The following is a 16,559-nucleotide window of genomic DNA, read 5'->3' on the forward strand; positions in this document are numbered from 1 at the left end:
TGAAGTGATAAGCCCGGCGCCCCCCGCCTGCATTCCTAACGGGCCCTGGGATGATACGCCCGGTCCCACCGCAAATGGGGCACGTGCCTCTCCAGCCACTGGAGAGCGACGTGCGAGGACTCGTTCTCCACGGCCCCCTGCCGGATGGACGCGGCGGACAAGGCGAGCACATGCCCCGCCCGCGCGATGTCCTCCGCGCGACAGCCCTGCGCGCGCAGCCGCGAGGCCAGACGCCAGGGAGAGGGCGTGGTGCCATGGCGCCAGAAATGCAATTCGATGTCGCACCGGAGCGCGTCCACCTCGTTCCGCGCCCGGGCGGAGGATGCCGTCAGGTACGCCGCCGCGGCCGGACCGTCCTCGTCGTACTGGAGGACATGCTGATGCGCGTGCACGCACGCAACCACCTGACGCCACAGGCCCCACCCGGCGCGGCGTACCCCGACCTCGAACGGAAGGTGGAGGCAGTGCCCCACCACCGCCACATGGCGATGGGAGGCCCCCACCGGGCACGCGCCACGGAACCCTCCGTCCGGAGCGAGGGCGCGTGGCCAGTCTCCTCGCGGCGCCGAGAAATGGACGGCGTCCGTCTGGAAGCACCGCTGCATGTGCCGCCAGAAGGCCCGCACGTCCTCGGGCTGGATGTCCCCCTGCTGGAACCAACGCCCCACCCGAGGCAACGCCTGGAACAGCCCCTTGAACGAATCCATTGATTTAATCATTTGATTAAATTCTCCATGGAGTCAAGGTCTGGGCCGTAGGATGCGTGGGTGCCTCGTACCCACCTGGTGGACTTCCTCTTCGCGGGTCTGTCCCGCCGCGCCCGGCTCTTCTCGGAGGGCTGGGGCGACGAGCAATTCCTCGAGGACGTGGCGGCGGCCGCGCCCTTCCAGCATCCTCCCGCGCCCATCACGCCCGACTGGGGCGAGCCCCGGCTCCAGCGGGGCCTCCAGGTGCGGGATGGCACCTTCCCTTCCCCGCTGGCCGGGCTCGACGAGGCGGCGCGCACGGCCCACGTCCGGTGGCTGAGTGCCGGGCTCCAGCGCCCTCGCGGCGCCTGTGTCGTCCTCGCGGCGTCTCGCGAGGAGGGCTTCTCCCTGCGGGAGCGCATGTACGCGCCGCTGGCCCGGGAAGGCATCGACCTGTTCCTGCTGGAGAACCCCTATTACGGGCTGCGGCGCCCCCTGGGGCAGAAGGGCGGCGCGCTGCGCACCGTCAGCGACCACGTGTTGATGAACCTGGGCATGGTGGACGAGGCCCGCGCCCTGCTCGCGTGGCTGCGCGGCGCGGGCCACGCGCGCCTGGGCGTGGCGGGCTACAGCATGGGGGGCTACATGGCGGCGCTCACGGCGGCGGTCGTCCCCGAGCCACTCGCGGTGGCGGCGCTGGCGGCCGGCGCGTCCCCCGTCCCCGTCTTCACGCAGGGGCTGCTGTCCTGGTCCATCGCCTTCGCCCTGCTGGATGGTCCCCGGCGCGACGCGGAGCAGGCCCGGCTGCGGCTGGGGCGCATCTTCGACCTGGCGAACCTCACGCGCTTCCCGCCTCCGCGGCAGCCCGAAGCGGCCGTCCTGCTCGCGTGCAGGCGCGACGGCTTCGTTCCCGGTGAGGAGACGCTGGCGCTCCATGCGCACTGGCCCCGGAGCGAGCTGCGCTGGGTGGATGCCGGGCACGTCTCCGCCCTCTTCACCGAGCGGGCCGCGCTGTGCGCCGCCATCCGGGACGCGCTGACGCGCGTGGACGAGGCAGCGTGAGCGCTGGCGGGGCGAACGGCGCCGGGCTGAGCCCCGCGGCATGAGCGGGAGGCTTGCTCCGGCGCGGCGAGCGGCGCCGGCATGAGCGGCTTGCTCCGACGCAGCGAGCGGCGCCGGGCGCGCCGGGACGTTCCCGCGTGGCCCCTCACACCCGGGACAGGTGCTCAGTGCCGCGTGCCGCTGGCCGCCGCCACGTCCGCCGTGGGCGGCTCGGACGCCAGTGCCTCCGCGGCCGCCATCGCCGCCTTCACCGTGGCCATCAGCACCTCCGGGCGCACGGGCTTCTCCAGCACGCGCGCGGGCACGGTGTCGATGAACGCGCGTGACTCCGGCGTATAGGCCCCGCCGGAGATGAACACCACGCGCGCGGCCTGGTCCGGTGCATGGACGCACAGGTGCTGATAGACGGCGGCGCCGTCCGTCTCCGGCATCTGCAAGTCACAGAGGATGACGTCGAAGCGGTGCCCCGCGTCCACCAGCGCCAGGGCCTCGCCGCCGCGCGTGGCGGTGACGACGTCGTGAAACGGCTCCAGCAGCAGCCGCATGGACTGCGCCAGGCGTGGCTCGTCGTCCACCACCAGCACCCGGCCGCGCCGGGCCTGGGGCGCCTGGGGAATGCTGGCGTGTGGCACCGGTCGGGGCGGCGTGGGCACCTGCACGCGCGCGGGCGGCAGCAGCACGCTGAACACGGAGCCCCGGCCCGGCTCGCTGCGGACCTCCAGCTCGCCCCCGTGCGCACGGACAATCTGCTGACAGATGGCGAGCCCCAGGCCCGTGCCCTCACCGCTGGCCTTGGTGGTGTAGAAGGCCTCGAAGATGCGCGGCAGCACGTGGGCGGGAATGCCCGCGCCGCTGTCCACCACGTCCACCCGGGCCCACCCGGTGGCATCCGTGCTGGTGCGCACCCGCACCTCGTTCAGCGACGGGTTCCCTTCCGGGATGGCCTGCATCGCGTTCACCAGCAGGTTGAGCAGCACCTGCCCCAGGCGGGCCTCGTTGCCCGTCACGCGAGGCACCGGGCCGAACTCCTCCACCAGCCGGGCGCGGTGGCGCAGCGCGTGGCTGATGATGCGCACCGCGGGCGGCACCAGCGCGTTGAGGTCCACCAGCCCCTTGTCCTGGTTCCCCTGGCGGCTGAACACCTGCAGGTCCCGGACGATGAGGCGGATGCGCTCGGCGCCCTCCAGCGCGCTCCGCACGCCGGACATGGCCTCCCGCAGTCCCGTCATGCCGCCCTGGACGAGGTTGCGCTCGGCGGACTCCAGGTTCAGCACCAGGTAGGCCAGCGGGTTGTTGATTTCGTGGCCCACGCCGGCCGCGAGCGTGCCCACCGCGGCCACGCGCTCGGCCGCCACCAGCCGGGCCTGGAGCTCCTTGGTGGCGGAGATGTCGCGGTGGGTCGCCACGAAGTGGGTGACGTCCTCGCCCGTGGCTCGCACCGGGGACAGCAGCACCTCGCTGGAGACGAGCCCCCCGTCCTTGCGCAGCAACTGCACCTCCGCGAACACGGGCTCCCCGGCGAGCAGCGACTGCCGCGTGCGCTGGCGGAACTCCAGCTCCTGGGCGCCGTAGAGCGCGCACGGGTCCTCGCCCAGCAGGTCCTCCAGTGGATACCCCAGCAGGGTGCACAGGGCCTGGTTGGCGAACACGGTGCGCAGCGCGCCGCCGCCGCGCACCTCCGCGATGAGGACGCCCTCGTGCACGCCACGCACCGTGGTGCCCAGCAACTGGAGCTGCCCCACCGCGCGCTGGCGCTCGGTGCTCACCGCCGCCAGCAGCAGCCCGGTGACGGCGTTGGCGGCGACGAAGAGCTGCAGCACCAGCAGGTCCTGCGTCAGGTCCCCCGTGGAGAAGGGCCCCTGTCCCCGCGCCGTGCCCACGATGGACGCGGCGGCGATGCACAGCGTGGCCGCCGCCGCGCCCCGAGGGCCGAAGCGCAGCGCCGCCCAGGCGGACATGGGGAAGAGGAGGAACGTCGCGGCGTGCTCCGCGCTGTGCGGCAAGCCGGGGACGAAGAAGATGGTACCGCCCAGCACCGTGGTGAGGCCCGCCAGCACCAGCGCCTCGCCCCAGCGCCGCGGTCGCTCCCACCGCCGGAACAGCATCAGCGTCGGCGCCACCACCAGCACGCCCATCAGGTCTCCCACCCACCACACGCGCAGGCCACCGGCCAGCAGCTCCCAGCGGAGCTGCCCGCCCAGCACGAGGCTCGCGGCACCCACCGCGGCGCTCACGCCCAGGCACAGGGCCCCGGCGCCCGCGCAGAGCGCGACGACGTCGCGAATCCGCTCCAGCGCCTTGTCGAAGGACACCCGCCGCAGCAGCCACGCCCCGAGCACCGCCGCCAGGGTGTTCCCTGTGCCCACGCCGAGCGCGGCCGTGAGCGGCGCTTCGGCCACGAGCGCCACGCCCGTCGCGCCCACGAAGACGCCGGGCCAGCGCGACAGGCCCAGCACCACCAGCGCCGCCAGGGCCACGCCCGCGGGCGGCCAGGCCGGGCTGATGTTGCCCACCGTGGTCACCTTCAATCCCAGGCCCCCCGCCGCGAGATACACGACGGCCACGCCCAGCATCTCCAGCAGATGCCGGCCCTGGACTCCATGCGCGCTGGCTCGGAGCAGCCTGAAGATGACCCATCCCCCCGATACCCACCCGCCGACCCGGCAGGTATCCATGGCAACCATGCTACCCGGGCCCCCCCTGGTTATGCACCTGCCCCACGGTTGGCTGCCTGGCAACCGTCCAGGAACCGATAGGCGAAGTGCAATGACTCCGGAACTGGCGCGTAGGGGAAGACAAGGAGGTCACCCGAACGATGTCGCGTCCCGCAATCGCAGCCCTGCTGTCTTTTCTCATCCCCGGCGTGGGGCAGATCTACAACGGCGACCTTCTCCGGGGCCTGTTCTGGCTCATCATCACCCCCGGCTTCTGGCTTGGCACCGGAGGCTGCCTCGGCTGGGTGTGTCACATCATCGCCGCCGTCACGGCCCACAACCGGGCGGAGAACAAAGAGAAGTACCGCATCACCGTCGTGTAGGCCCGGCGCGGAGGCGTTCGCGCCTCACGCGCTCGCCAGCCACACCAGCCCGGGTCCTCGCAGGCCGAGGCCCGCGGAAGTGCCCCCACCCGGGCACGTCCGGTGGGCGTCATCCGCCGGAGACGGCGACACGCTCCCAGCCGGGCGGGTAGTTCGTCACCAGCCCGTGCTCGTCGATGTCCACCTCGGCCGTGAAACGCCCTCCGCCGCTCTCGTAGCGGTAGCGCGTGGGGGCGAGGCGCGTGTACCGCTGGGGCAGGACTTCCAGCGAGAGGTCCGGCATGCGAATCCACGCGGCGCGCACATCGGCGCTCTGCCCCACCTCCAGCGAGAGCCGGCGGATGGGCAGTGTGTTCGTGGAGGGCGTGCACGCCAGGTCGATGTCGGGGCAGCCCTGAAGGTGGGGGAGCTCGGTGTCGCCCTTCCACCAGCGGCGCTCCGAATCCACGCGCAGGTGGAGCAGCTCCTCGCCTCCCGTGCCTCGCCGCAGGACGCGCACGTCCCGGGTCCCCCAGGCCGCGTCCGCCGTGACGGTGTAGTCCACGAAGTACGGCTGGCCGTCGATGGCCAGCACCACCGAGCCCGCCAGCGTCCAGCCGTCGGCCTGCTGCCGCAGCTCGAAGTACTCACTGCCCGGAGATATCAACCGCCGCCAGACGAGCGCGCGCAGGCACCGCGAAGAGGGAGAGGAGGTCATGGACTCCCATCGTAGTCACGGACGCGCGTCGCGGAGTGCCGCCAGCAGCGCCTCCGCGGTATCCGCCACCGCACGCGCTCCGTGGGCCTTCAGCTCCTCCACGTCCCGGAAGCCCCACGCGACGCCCACGCCGTACATGCCCGCGGCGCGCGCCGTGTCCATGTCGATGGAGGTGTCGCCCACGAAGGCACACGCGGCGGGCGGCACGTGCAGTTCGCCCGCCAGCGCCAGCGCCGCCGTCGGGTCCGGCTTGCGAGGCAGCCCGGGGCGCTCCCCGTACACCGCGGCGAAGGGCACCCCTGGCAACAGCCGCGCCACCAGGCGCTTCACGAAGTCGTCCGACTTGTTGCTCAGCACCGCCAGCCGCGTGCCCTCCGAGGCCAGCGCCGTCAGCATCTCCGGGATGCCCGGGTAGTGGACGGTGCGGTCGAAGAGGTGGTCGTCATAGTAGGCCTTGTATGCGGCCAGCACCGGCTCGTGCAGCGCGTCTTCGCCAGCGGGCACGGCCCGGCGAATCAGCTCCCGGACGCCGCTGCCCACGAAGCGCAGGTAGGCGGACTCCGGATGGGTGGGCAGGCCGTGGAGGCGCAGCGCGTGGTTCGTCGCATCGGCGATGTCGCCCAGCGAGTCCACCAGCGTTCCATCGAGGTCGAAGATGACGGCGCGAAGCAGCATGAGCACGAGTCCTTCGAAAAACGAAAACGCCCTGGCCTCGAGGACCAGGGCGTCGCGGGGCCAGGGGCCCAATCACCTGGAAGCTACGGGGTGGCCTTCGCGCTGGCGTCCTTCTCCGCGTCAGCGCCACCGGCCGTCATCACCGCGAAGTTGATGTTGTTGTAGCCCGCCGTGGCGCAGCTGAACATCACCCGCTTGATGATGGAGTACTCCACGTCCTTGTGGGCCTGGATGTTGATGTCGCCCTTGAAGGTGTTGGTCGTGTCCTGCGCCATGGAGTGGAGGTCCTCGTACTGCTTCTTCATGTCCCGCAGCTTCTCCTCCAGCGCGGGGATGTTGAGGTACTCGTCCTTGGTGAAGTCCTCCACGCGGCCGATGATGGTGCCGGAGACGCTGATCTGCTCGCCGGAGACCATCACCACCGGATGCATCTCCACTTCCTGGACGTTGACCGCCTCGGGAAGCTCGATGTCCTTGGTCATCATCAGCACCTCACCCGTCGCGGAGAAGTTCGCGATGAGGAAGAGCACGATGATGATGAACATGTCGACCAGCGGGGTGATGAGCAGGTCGGAGTAGCCGCTCTTCTTCGCGTGCCCGCCGTGCCCGAACACCTTGGAGTGCTGGAGCCGCTTGCCGTACCGCTTGCCTGGAACCTGGATGGCCATGACGTGTCGTGTGCTCCGTGAGCGGCTAGCCCATCGCCGCGGCGACCGACACCTGGGGCAGCCCGGCGCCAATGCACTCGTCGATGATGCGGACCAGGTCCTCGTAGCGGACCTTGTCCTCCGGCTGGAGGGTGATGGCGGACTGGTCCGGCAGCTGCGCCTTCAGCTCCTTGAAGCGCGCCACCAGCTTGGACAGGTCCGTCTTGCCCTTCGCGTCCTTCACGAGGGGAATCGGGTCGAAGGCGCTCTGGTCCGCCGTCAGCCGCAGCTCCGTGGGGGTGATGAGCAGGTTCAGCTGGACCGTCTTGGTCTGCTCCTCCTGCTGCTGCTCCTCCTCGGTGGAGGGACCACCCGCCTGGGAGACCTGGAGCCGGCCAATCTGGGTCCAGACCGCCGTCATGATGAGGAAGCTGATGGTCACCGCCATCAGGTCGATGAAAGCCGTGAGGTTGATCGAGGTGTCGAGCGACTTCTTGCCGCCCTTCCCCGATTGACCTGTGTCCATTCCGCCGGCCATGGCGTTCTTCTCCTTCGGCCGCGCTCACTGAGCGCCGGTGAGACTGATGAGGGCGCGCCGCGCGGCCCCACGCAGGGGGCCAGGACAGCGCGCCTGGACTCCGGGTTCCCGAAGGACGTCCTACTCCTCGTCGCGGGCCGACGTGGGGACGTTCAGGTTCTTGAACTTGTCCTTGTTGGCCACGATGAGGTTGAGGACGGAGACGCTGGTCTCGTTGATGTCGTTGATGAGGCTCTGCGTGCGGCCCGTCAGCACGGAGAAGGCGATCAGCGCGGGAATGGCCGTGAGCAGACCGAAGCCGGTGCAGTTCATGGCTTCGGAGATACCGTTGGCGAGAATGGTCGCCTTGTCGGCCGGGTTCACGTTGGCCACGGCCTCGAAGCAGGCGATGAGACCGGACACCGTTCCGAGCAGACCGGCGAGCATCGCCGCGTTGCCGAGCATGGCGAGGTAGCCGGTGCGCGCTTCAATCTTCGGCGTCTCGCGGAGGCTGGCCTCGTCGAGCGCGGCCTGGACCTCGTCGTTGCCCTTCGGGACGTTCATCAGGCCGGCCTTGATGACGTTGGTCAGCGGCGTGGACTTCTGGCCGGCCACGTAGTTGATGGCCTTGTCGAGGTCACCGGCGTAGATGTGCTTCTTGAGGCCGCGCAGGAAGGCTTCCTTGTTGATGGAGGCCTTGCCGAAAAGGATGATGCTGCGCTCGACCATGATGGCGAGTGCCACGATGAGGCAGGCGGCGATGGGGTACATACCCCACTGGCCGGCCTCCCAGCGCATGGCGACTTCTTCGAAGAAGCCCCGCTGAGGGCCGCCGACATTCGCCAGCACGGTCAGGTTCGTCACAGACGCCAGGTTCATCGAGTGTTGCCTCCACAGGCAGCTTGGCCCGCTCCGGCGGACCTTCCAGACCTGACGTCCCCCCGAGCGGACGGTCCACCCGGTTGGGCGGCAGGAATGGATGTTGAAAACGGTGTGCCGACTTTAGGAATGGCCGTCAGGGGTGTCAAGGTAGGGGCAGCGGCGTTAAGTGCTGAAATCTCACAGGAATTTTGCGCTGAGCCCCCTCTTGCCAGCCCGTCTGGCAAGCAGCATTGCGGGCCCTTTTGGGGGGTATTCCCAACCGCCTCCGGATGTGACACCGCGCTTGCTTCCTGGGTTTCAGCGCGCGTGCTAAGGCCGGGCTCATGGCGAGGAAGCGCATTGGCGAGCTCCTGTTGGAGCAGCGGGCGATCAGCGTCGCCCAGCTCGAGGCGGGGCTCGCGGCTCACCGGAAATCAGGACAGCGGCTGGGGGCCACCCTCATCGCGCAGGGGGCGATCACCGAAGCGACGCTCGCGGGCGCCCTGAGCCAGGCTTTGGGCCTGCCGATGGTGGACATCGCGAGCACCACGCCCGAATGGGCCGCGGTGCACATGCTGCGCGCGCGCTTCTGCGAGCAGCACGACCTGTTCCCCATCGCGCTGGAGAGCACGGGCGGACGCAAGCAGCTCGTGGTGGCGATGAGTGATCCGCTCAACGTGACCGCGGTGGAGGAGATTGAGTTCACCACCGGCCTCAAGGTCAGCCCGCGCGTGGCGCCGTTGTCCACGGTGCGCAGCGCCATCCTGCGCTACTACCACAAGGTGCCGGTGGCGGCGCCCTCGCCGGCCCGCGCCACTCCGCCCGCGAGGCCCGCGGCGAAGCCGGTGAAGGCCGCGCCTCCCGTGGCGCCCCGTCCCGCGGCGCCACCGCCCGCCGGGGACGATGACGAGGAGGTCATCATCGGCGAGGAGCTCCCGCCCGGGGAGCTGACGCAGCGCACGTCCCTGGCAGAGCTGATTCGCGCGCGCGAGGAGCAGCGCAAGCAGCAGCGCGGACAGGCTGGCGGCGCGAAGCCCAAGGCCCCGGCGGCGGGCGCCAGCGACGTGCTGGAGGACCTGGACTATCTCTTCGGTCAGGCGCGCGAGGACCCGGACCGCGTCGAGGAGCTGGAGCGCAAGTTCTGGGCGCTGATGCGAATCATGGCGCGCAAGGGCCTGCTGACGAACGAGGAGTTCACCCGCGAGCTGGACGACGAGGACAAGGCCAGCGGGTCGTGAGGAGCCAGTCGCGCCGGGACCGCCCGCCTGCACGACTGGCGGGCCATGCGCGAAACGCGGCGAAAGTGGAAACGACCTCGAGGCCTCGCGCGTATCCACAGGAGCACCCGCCCGCGCGGGCGTTTCCGGAGACTGCGTCGATGCCCACCACCCCCGTCGCATCATCCCTGGCCCGGCGGCTCATGCCCCTGGCCCTGCTGGCCCTCGCGGTGCTGTCCGCGTGCTCCGAGGCCCGGGGCGCCGCCCCCGGCGCGCCTGCCACCAGCGCCCAGGCTCGGCCCGCCCTCCAGGACACCCGGCGCTACGAGAAGCCCTCGGACGCGGAGCTGCGCCGCAGGCTCTCGCCGCTGGCCTGGCAGGTGACGCAGGAGGGGGCCACGGAGCCCGCCTTCCGCAATCCCCTGTGGAACCACCACGCCGAGGGCCTCTACGTCGACGTGGTGAGCGGAGAGCCCCTCTTCTCCTCCCGCGACAAGTTCGACTCCGGCACCGGCTGGCCCAGCTTCACCCGCCCCGTGGACGACGCCCGCATCGTCGAGAAGCGGGACACGGCGCAGGGCATGGAGCGCGTCGAGGTCCGCTCGAAGGCCGCGGGCTCCCACCTCGGCCACGTCTTCGGTGACGGGCCCGGGCCCACGAAGCTGCGCTACTGCATCAACTCCGCGGCCCTGCGCTTCGTCCCCGTGGAGGACCTGGCCAGGGAAGGCTACGGAGCCTGGCTGCCGCTCTTCGGACGGCCCGCGCCGGCCGCCGCGTCGAAGAAAGGGGACGCGTCGCCCTTCACGGAGACAGCGCTGCTGGCGGGTGGATGCTTCTGGGGCATGGAGGACCTGCTGCGCAAGATTCCCGGCGTCCTCGAAACAGAGGTGGGCTACACGGGCGGCTCCAGCGCCTTCGCGAGCCCCACCTATCGCGACGTGAGCTCCGGCAGGACGGGCCACGCCGAGTCCGTGCGCGTCGTGTTCGACCCCACCCGGCTGACGTACGAGACGCTGCTGGAGAAGTGGTTCTTCCGCATGCATGACCCGACGACGCTCAACCGCCAGGGCAACGACGTGGGCACGCAGTACCGCTCCGCCATCTTCTACCTGTCCGATGACCAGAAGCGCGTGGCCGAGGCGGTGAAGGCCCGGGTGGATGCCTCCGGCAAGTGGCCCCGCCCCGTCGTCACCCAGATTGCGCCCGCGGGCCCCTTCACGCCCGCCGAGGACTCCCACCAGGACTACCTGGTGAAGAACCCGGGCGGCTACACCTGCCACTACCTGCGGGACTGACGGCGCCGCTCAGCCCTGCTGGAGCGGCAGCCGCACGATGAAGGTGGTGCCCACGCCCACGGTGCTCTCCACCGTGAGCCGGCCACCGTGGTTCTCCACGATGCCCTGGCAGATGGACAACCCCAGGCCGGTGCCCTTTCCTTCCGGCTTGGTGGTGAAGAAGGGCTCGAAGATGCGCTGCAGGTGCTTGGGCTCGATGCCCGTCCCGGTGTCGCGCACCTTCACCACCGCGTCCTGCCCGTCGCGGCCGGTGGCCAGGTAGACGGCGCCGCCCGGCGGCATCGCGTGGCAGGCGTTGGTGATGAGGTTGACGAAGACCTGCACCAGGTTCGCGCGCACGGCGGACAGGGGCGGCAGCTCCGAGTACTCGCGGTGCACGCTGACGCGCGCCTGCGACACCACGTGCTCGCAGAAGCCCACCGCCATGTCCACGACGGCGTTGAGCTGCACCCGCTCCGGCCGGTCCTGCGCCGGGCGCGCGTAGCTCACCAGGTCCCGCGTGAAGCGCAGGATGCGGTGGCTACTCTCCAGGATTTTGCGCAGCTTCTCCTGGTCCGCGGGATTGGCCCCGGGCGTCATGCGCGAGCGCTGGAGCAGCGCGTCCGCGTAGGTGGCCACCGCCGTCATCGGGTTGTTGATTTCGTGCACCACGCTGGCGGCGAGCTGGCCGATGGAGGCCAGCTTCTCCGCGTGGATGATGCGCTTCTCCAGCTCCTTCACCACCGTGATGTCCTGCCCGATGGCGATGACGCCCTCCACCTCTCCGTGCTGGGAGAGCTTGGACGACGTGGCGAAGGAGACGCGCACCTCCGCGCCGCTGCGAGTCAAGAGCCGCGTCTCGAAGCTGTTCACCGGCTCGCCGCGAATCGCCGCGGCGATGAGCTGGTTCAGCCGCAGGTGCTCGCTCTCCGGGATGAGCCAGAAGAAGTCCCGGCCCAGCACCTCTTCCTTCCCGAAGCCGGTGAGCGCGCTCAGCGCCTGGTTGAAGACGACGACCTGCTTGTCCCGGTTCGCCACCAGGATGAGGGCGTTGGCCTTCTCCAGCAGGTCCTCCAGGTACTTGCGGACGAACGTCAGCTCGTCGATGAGCTTCGCGTTCTTCACCGCCACCGCCACCTGGTTGGCGAGCTGGAGCAGGACGCGCTCGTCGTGCGACACCTCCGAGGCGAAGCCCTCCGGGTACTCCATGTTGATGGCGCCGAAGAGCTGCCCGCTGGCCACCAGCGGCGCGCTCACGCCGTGGGTGCTGTCCTGGAACAGCAGGGGCACCTCGTCGCGGACGACCACGCGGTCCACCGGCAGGGAGGCGCGGTCCAGGCTCGTCTTCTCCACCGCGCGCCCCATCAGCACCAGCGGCTCGTGCGCGCCTTCCTTCAGCCGGCCCTCGGCGTAGAGCGAGGTGAGGCCCCCCGTCCTCGCATCGATGATGCGGATGCAGAACGAGCGTCCGGGGAACAGCTCCTTCACGCCGCGCGCCACCGCGGCGACCAGCTCCTCCTCGCCGCCGGCCTCGGCCACGCTGCGGCCCAGGTCCAGCAGCACGCCCTCCGTGCGCGCCTGCTCCAGCAGCGCCCGCTCCGCCACCACCAGCCGGTTGCGCGACAGCTCCGGCTCGTTGCGCGCGCGCACGGCCACCACGTCGCCGCGCCGCGACAGCGTCAGCACCACGCCCGGCAGGTCCGGCAGCAGCTCCACGTCGCAGCTCGCGCCGTCCGCCGGCACGCTGGCGCCGGACAGGGTATGCGCCACCTGCTCCACGGAGGCGTGCTGCTCCACGCAGAAGCGGCGGAAGGCGTCGTTGACGGCCACCAGCCGCAGGGACGGGTCACACAGGGCCGCGGGGGCGTCGAGCGCCTCGAAGAGGACCTGGAAGGACTCGGGGGCTGGTCCGCCGGCGATTCGCACGGCTCGGGTCTCAGTCTTCATGGGAGGTGGCCTTGTCCAGGTCGAGAATCTGTTGCGCCCCCATGTAGGACTTCGTCTCGTAGCGGGTAATCTTGCCAATCTTCCGCACGATTTCCGCCATGCGCTCCGCCTCGCGGTAGATGATGTCCACCGGCTTCCACGCGAAGTCGTCTTCCTTCAGCTTGCGCTTCAGCAGCTCGGCGTAGCCCATCACCGAGGTGAGCGGCTGGTTCAGCTCGTGCGCCGCGGTGCCGGCGAGCGCGACGATGACCGCGCTCTTCTCGCTCTCCTCCAGCCGCGTCTCCACGTCGGACAGCTTGCGCTCCAGCTGCATGCGCGCGCGCATGTCCGTGAAGATGCCCACGCTGAACACCTCGCGGCCGCCCTCGTAGACGATGGAGGCCGTCATGTTCACCGGCACCCGCTCGCCGGAGCGGTGCACCAGCTCCTCCCGGATGAGGGACAGCCGGCCCTTGCCGCCGTGCTCGGGGGCGCGAATCATCGCCATCACCCGCTTCGCCACGCCCGGCGGGTAGAGCTGGTGGACGGTGAGGCCGTTCAGCGCCTCCTGCGCGGTGTAGCCGCACAGCGCCTCCGCGCCCTTGTTGAAGAGGATGATGCGCCCCTTCAGGTCGGCCGCGATGATGGCGTCCACCGACGAGTCGATGAGCCGCTCCAGGAAGTCCTTCGTCTGGAGCAGCTCGTCCTCCAGCTTCCGGGCGTCCGTGACGTCGCGGAAGGAGAGGATGGTGGCCGCCTCCTCGTCGCGCAGCGGCGCGGCGGACATGGACAGCGTCAGCCGGCGGCCCTTGCTCGTGCACACTTCCACGTCCGTGCCGGAGCGCGCCTCGCCCCGCGCGGCGGTGGTCACCAGCTCCATCAGCACGCTCTCATCCACGGGCTGGGTGACCTGGTGCAGGTGGCGGCCCCGCGCGTCCTCGGCGCTCACATCCAGCATGGCCGCGCCGGATGGGTTCAGCGACAGCACGCAGGCCTTGTCGTCCAGGATGGCCACGCCCTCGCTGACGTGCGCGAAGAAGAGCTGGTAGGGCTTGAAGGACGCCGCCTGCTCCTCCGCCGCCAGGCGGGCCGTCTTCTCCGCCTCCGTCTGCCCGCGGACGGACTCGAGCACGGACGCGTTGCGCAGGGCCACCGCGGTGGCGTGCGCCACGGTGGTGAGGAAGTCGATTTCCCGAGGCGTGAAGGTGCGCCGCCGCCCGGTGGCGCGCAGCAGCAGCACGCCGCGCACCTGCCCGCGGATGGGCAGCGGCAGCGCGGCGATGGCGTGGATGCCCCGGGCCGCCACCGCGCGGCGCTCCACGTCGCCCAGCAGCGGGTGGGTGGAGGCCTCCTGCATCACCACCGGCCTGCCCGTGCGCGTCACCTCGCGAATCTCGGGATAGCGCGACAGGTCGATGCGCAGGTTCTTCAGCGTGGGGTCGTCGCTGGTGGCGACGATGAGGCCCTCGTCCGCGCTGCGCCCGAGCATCACCAGCGTGGCGCGCGCGATGTCCAGCTTCTCCGCCAGGCGCCGGGTGACGCCGTGCAGCAGCGCCTCCACGTCCGACGTCTCCGCGTAGTCCGCCGTCAGCTCCAGCAGGAGCGCCAGGTCCTCCTGGCTGCGCGCCTGCTCCTCGCGCTCCACGTGGCGCTCGACGGCGCCCTGGAGCCGCCAGGCCAGCTCGTGCAGGGCCACCGGCGCGGTGAGGACGTCGGCGGGCTTGAGGGCCTGCGCCGCGGCGAAGGAGTCCTCGCCCTGGCCGGCCAGCGCCACCAGCGTGAGGTGGGGCGCGGCGCCGAGCAGCGCCTGCCCCGCGGCGAGGCCCCCGGGCGCGGTGAGGTCCACCAGCGCCAGCGAGGCCTCTTCGACCCCGGCCACCACGCGAAGACCCGCACGCGTGGCCGCCGCGGCCAGCGACTCCCGCGCGGGTGAGTCCGGAGGCACCAGGGTGATGCCCGATACGAATTCCAGCGAGGACGGCACGTGAGAAGTGGGGTCCAGGGCAGAAGGGGCCCCCACTCTACACGCCCTGGCGGCTCAGGGGCAGTCCGACTCGAAAGCCCCCTGGTCCGGCCCTTCCCCGCACCAGGTCAGCCCCAGCGACAGCCCCGCGTTGATGGCGGGCGACCCCGCGCCCAGGCGGAAGTCGCCGGTGTCGATATTGAGGAAGCCGGGCGACTTCTCCTGGGAGCGGTCATCGAGCCCGCTCTGCGAGCGCCACTGGGTGAAGCCCATGTCCACGCCGTTGAGCCGGAAGACGGCCGCGCCCGTCCCGCGGAAGTAGAGGTTGGCGTCCACCACCGCCCCCGAGCGCCCGGGGCCGCCGCGCACCGCCACGCCGCAGCCGGAGAAGACGTTGTTGCGCACGTCCAGGTTCGCGCTGGCGCCGGTATCCCCATGGCCGAACGTGAGACAGGGCCCGGGCATGTTCCAGACGGTGTTGTGCTGCACCTTCACGTTCGACGTCGTGTCCACGCGGATGCCGCTGCCCTCCTCGCCACCGCCCAGCCCGTCCCGCACGAGGTTGCGGCGGATGACGATGTGGGTGGGCGGGTCGCCCTGCCGTACCCCGCCGATGCTGATGGCGCGGCCATTGTTGTAGAAGACGTTGTCCTCCAGCGTGACGTCCCTGGCGGACAGGTGCACCACCACGCCCTCGCCGCGCGAGGTGGACGACGTCCTGTGTCCCCAGATGATGTTGCCGCGCAGCGTGACGCGGGTGCATGTCTTCACGTCGACGCCGTTCTCCCGGTTCTCGTGCAGCTCGTTGTCCTCCACCAGCAGGTTGTCGAACGGCGTGCCGGACACGGTGGCGCCGCCCTCGGGGCCAATGCACTGCACACCGTCGCCGGAGTTGTGGTGGATGTCGTTGCCACGCACCACCACGTTGCGCGCCGTCGTCTGGACGATGACGCCGTGGCTGTCATCCCCGTTGCGGTTGAAGTGGGAGATGGTGTTGCCCTCGATGAGGACGTCGCTGGCCTTCTCGCACACGTTGACGCCCGCGCCCGCGGTGCCGTTCTTCAGCGTGGAGCCGCGCAGCACGCCGTGGTGCGAGCCCACGCCGCGGAAGAGCACCGCGAAGGAGGCGCTGCCCGCCGCGTCGATGGTGAGCCCTTCGATGCTCCAGTACGCGCCGCGCACGTCCACCATGGCCGTGCCACTACCGGATGGCTTCAGCACTGGCGTGGCGCCTGGAGCGGCCCGGAGCGTGAGCAGCGCGGACTCGGAGCCGCCCTTCTCCTCCAGCTTGAGGCGCTCGGCGTAGTTGCCGGACTTCAGGTAGATGGCCTCGCCCGGGCGCACCAACTCCAGCGCGCGCGCCACCGTGCGCAGCGGCGCCGTCTCCGTGGCGGACGCGCTGTCACTGCCATTGGGCGCCACCCAGAGGATGCGCGAATAGCGCGGCGGCTCCGGCGTGGGTTCGGGCTCGGGAGTGGGCGCTGGCTCGGGGGACGGCTCCGGGATGTCGACGATGACGGGCGGGGGCTCCGACGTTCCAGGCGAGGGCGTGTCTTCGGATGGGGTGCCTGGAACCGTGGGGGGCTCGATGAAACCGGGGGGCGAACCCTCCTCCTGGGCGAACTCCGACTTTCCGTTGCAGGCCACGAAGGACAGCAAGGCAGCGGAGCAGAGGGCCGTGGTCCACGGCGAACGATGGCGCATCCTGGCGGACTCCTGGTGTGGGTCGCGGCGCGGGGGGCGCTCGCGAGGACGGCCGCCAATCCGGGCCCGCGCGCTGTTCATTCCCTCCGACCGCGGCAACCCCCGCCTGCCGGGACGCAGAGGGAGGAGACAGGAAACGTGGTTTCGCGGGGTTGTGGAGGATGCGCCACTTCACCGACAGGTGGGCCTTCGCGGGGAGGTGGCGTGGGATGTGCGGAACCGGGCCGCGTCGATTCCCCGGGGTGTTTTCACACGCAGCGAAGCGAGCTGTCAGGCGCCCGCGGCGCCTCGGG

At 70.7% G+C, this 16,559-nt stretch carries 14 protein-coding genes; 4 read left to right on the forward strand and 10 right to left on the reverse strand.

Going from position 1 to position 16,559, the window contains the following annotated elements; translation table 11 throughout:
- Nucleotides 1-35: 35 nt before the first annotated feature.
- Nucleotides 36-707: a hypothetical protein gene (locus VZL07_RS11055; protein WP_426755463.1), complete on the reverse strand. Its 672-nt coding sequence runs from the start codon at nucleotides 705-707 to the stop codon at nucleotides 36-38.
- Between the two features lie 60 nt (nucleotides 708-767).
- Between VZL07_RS11055 and VZL07_RS11060 the strand changes: the two genes are divergently transcribed.
- Complete coding sequence (locus tag VZL07_RS11060; RefSeq protein ID WP_426755464.1) at nucleotides 768-1,748, forward strand: alpha/beta hydrolase family protein; 981 nt, start codon at nucleotides 768-770, stop codon at nucleotides 1,746-1,748.
- A gap of 164 nt (nucleotides 1,749-1,912) precedes the next feature.
- Here the strand turns inward: VZL07_RS11060 and VZL07_RS11065 are convergent, their stop codons facing one another.
- Nucleotides 1,913-4,432: an MASE1 domain-containing protein gene (locus VZL07_RS11065; protein ID WP_426755465.1), complete on the reverse strand. Its 2,520-nt coding sequence runs from the start codon at nucleotides 4,430-4,432 to the stop codon at nucleotides 1,913-1,915.
- A gap of 131 nt (nucleotides 4,433-4,563) precedes the next feature.
- Between VZL07_RS11065 and VZL07_RS11070 the strand changes: the two genes are divergently transcribed.
- A complete protein-coding gene (locus tag VZL07_RS11070; RefSeq protein WP_426755466.1) occupies nucleotides 4,564-4,785 on the forward strand; it encodes a hypothetical protein in 222 nt (73 codons plus the stop codon).
- Between the two features lie 109 nt (nucleotides 4,786-4,894).
- Here the strand turns inward: VZL07_RS11070 and VZL07_RS11075 are convergent, their stop codons facing one another.
- The 5 genes from VZL07_RS11075 to VZL07_RS11095 all read right to left on the reverse strand — a co-directional run bounded on the left by VZL07_RS11075 (nucleotide 4,895) and on the right by VZL07_RS11095 (nucleotide 8,200).
- Entirely contained in the window at nucleotides 4,895-5,482 is a 588-nt protein-coding gene (locus VZL07_RS11075) for a putative glycolipid-binding domain-containing protein (RefSeq protein WP_426755467.1), read from the reverse strand.
- 15 nt (nucleotides 5,483-5,497) lie between these two features.
- Nucleotides 5,498-6,157, reverse strand: coding sequence for an HAD family hydrolase (locus tag VZL07_RS11080; protein WP_426755468.1), 660 nt, complete (start codon nucleotides 6,155-6,157; stop codon nucleotides 5,498-5,500).
- An 83-nt stretch (nucleotides 6,158-6,240) separates the two neighbouring features.
- Complete coding sequence (locus VZL07_RS11085; RefSeq protein WP_426755469.1) at nucleotides 6,241-6,825, reverse strand: ExbD/TolR family protein; 585 nt, start codon at nucleotides 6,823-6,825, stop codon at nucleotides 6,241-6,243.
- Nucleotides 6,826-6,850: 25 nt separating this feature from the next.
- The gene (locus tag VZL07_RS11090) at nucleotides 6,851-7,342 is read right to left on the reverse strand and encodes an ExbD/TolR family protein (RefSeq protein ID WP_426755470.1); all 492 of its coding nucleotides are present in this window, start codon (nucleotides 7,340-7,342) and stop codon (nucleotides 6,851-6,853) included.
- Nucleotides 7,343-7,462: 120 nt separating this feature from the next.
- The gene (locus VZL07_RS11095) at nucleotides 7,463-8,200 is read right to left on the reverse strand and encodes a MotA/TolQ/ExbB proton channel family protein (RefSeq protein ID WP_426755471.1); all 738 of its coding nucleotides are present in this window, start codon (nucleotides 8,198-8,200) and stop codon (nucleotides 7,463-7,465) included.
- Between the two features lie 326 nt (nucleotides 8,201-8,526).
- Here VZL07_RS11095 and VZL07_RS11100 point away from each other — a divergent pair, with 326 nt between their 5' ends.
- Nucleotides 8,527-9,420: a hypothetical protein gene (locus VZL07_RS11100; protein WP_426755472.1), complete on the forward strand. Its 894-nt coding sequence runs from the start codon at nucleotides 8,527-8,529 to the stop codon at nucleotides 9,418-9,420.
- 140 nt (nucleotides 9,421-9,560) lie between these two features.
- Nucleotides 9,561-10,694: a bifunctional methionine sulfoxide reductase B/A protein gene (locus VZL07_RS11105; protein ID WP_426755473.1), complete on the forward strand. Its 1,134-nt coding sequence runs from the start codon at nucleotides 9,561-9,563 to the stop codon at nucleotides 10,692-10,694.
- A gap of 9 nt (nucleotides 10,695-10,703) precedes the next feature.
- On the opposite strand, the gene VZL07_RS11110 is transcribed toward VZL07_RS11105, so the two are convergent.
- Genes VZL07_RS11110 through VZL07_RS11120 form a run of 3 tightly spaced genes read right to left on the reverse strand, consistent with a single transcriptional unit; the run spans nucleotide 10,704 to nucleotide 16,266 of the window.
- Nucleotides 10,704-12,620: an ATP-binding protein gene (locus VZL07_RS11110; RefSeq protein WP_426755474.1), complete on the reverse strand. Its 1,917-nt coding sequence runs from the start codon at nucleotides 12,618-12,620 to the stop codon at nucleotides 10,704-10,706.
- The gene (locus tag VZL07_RS11115) at nucleotides 12,610-14,583 is read right to left on the reverse strand and encodes a PAS domain S-box protein (protein WP_426755475.1); all 1,974 of its coding nucleotides are present in this window, start codon (nucleotides 14,581-14,583) and stop codon (nucleotides 12,610-12,612) included. The genes VZL07_RS11110 and VZL07_RS11115 overlap by 11 nt, the downstream gene beginning before the upstream one ends.
- A 54-nt stretch (nucleotides 14,584-14,637) precedes the next feature.
- Nucleotides 14,638-16,266, reverse strand: coding sequence for a right-handed parallel beta-helix repeat-containing protein (locus VZL07_RS11120; protein ID WP_426755476.1), 1,629 nt, complete (start codon nucleotides 16,264-16,266; stop codon nucleotides 14,638-14,640).
- Between the last annotated feature and the right edge of the window lie 293 nt (nucleotides 16,267-16,559).

The sequence above is a fragment of the Pseudomyxococcus flavus genome (assembly GCF_050038885.1).
In the GTDB taxonomy this organism is placed as follows: Bacteria; Myxococcota; Myxococcia; order Myxococcales; family Myxococcaceae; genus Myxococcus; species Myxococcus flavus.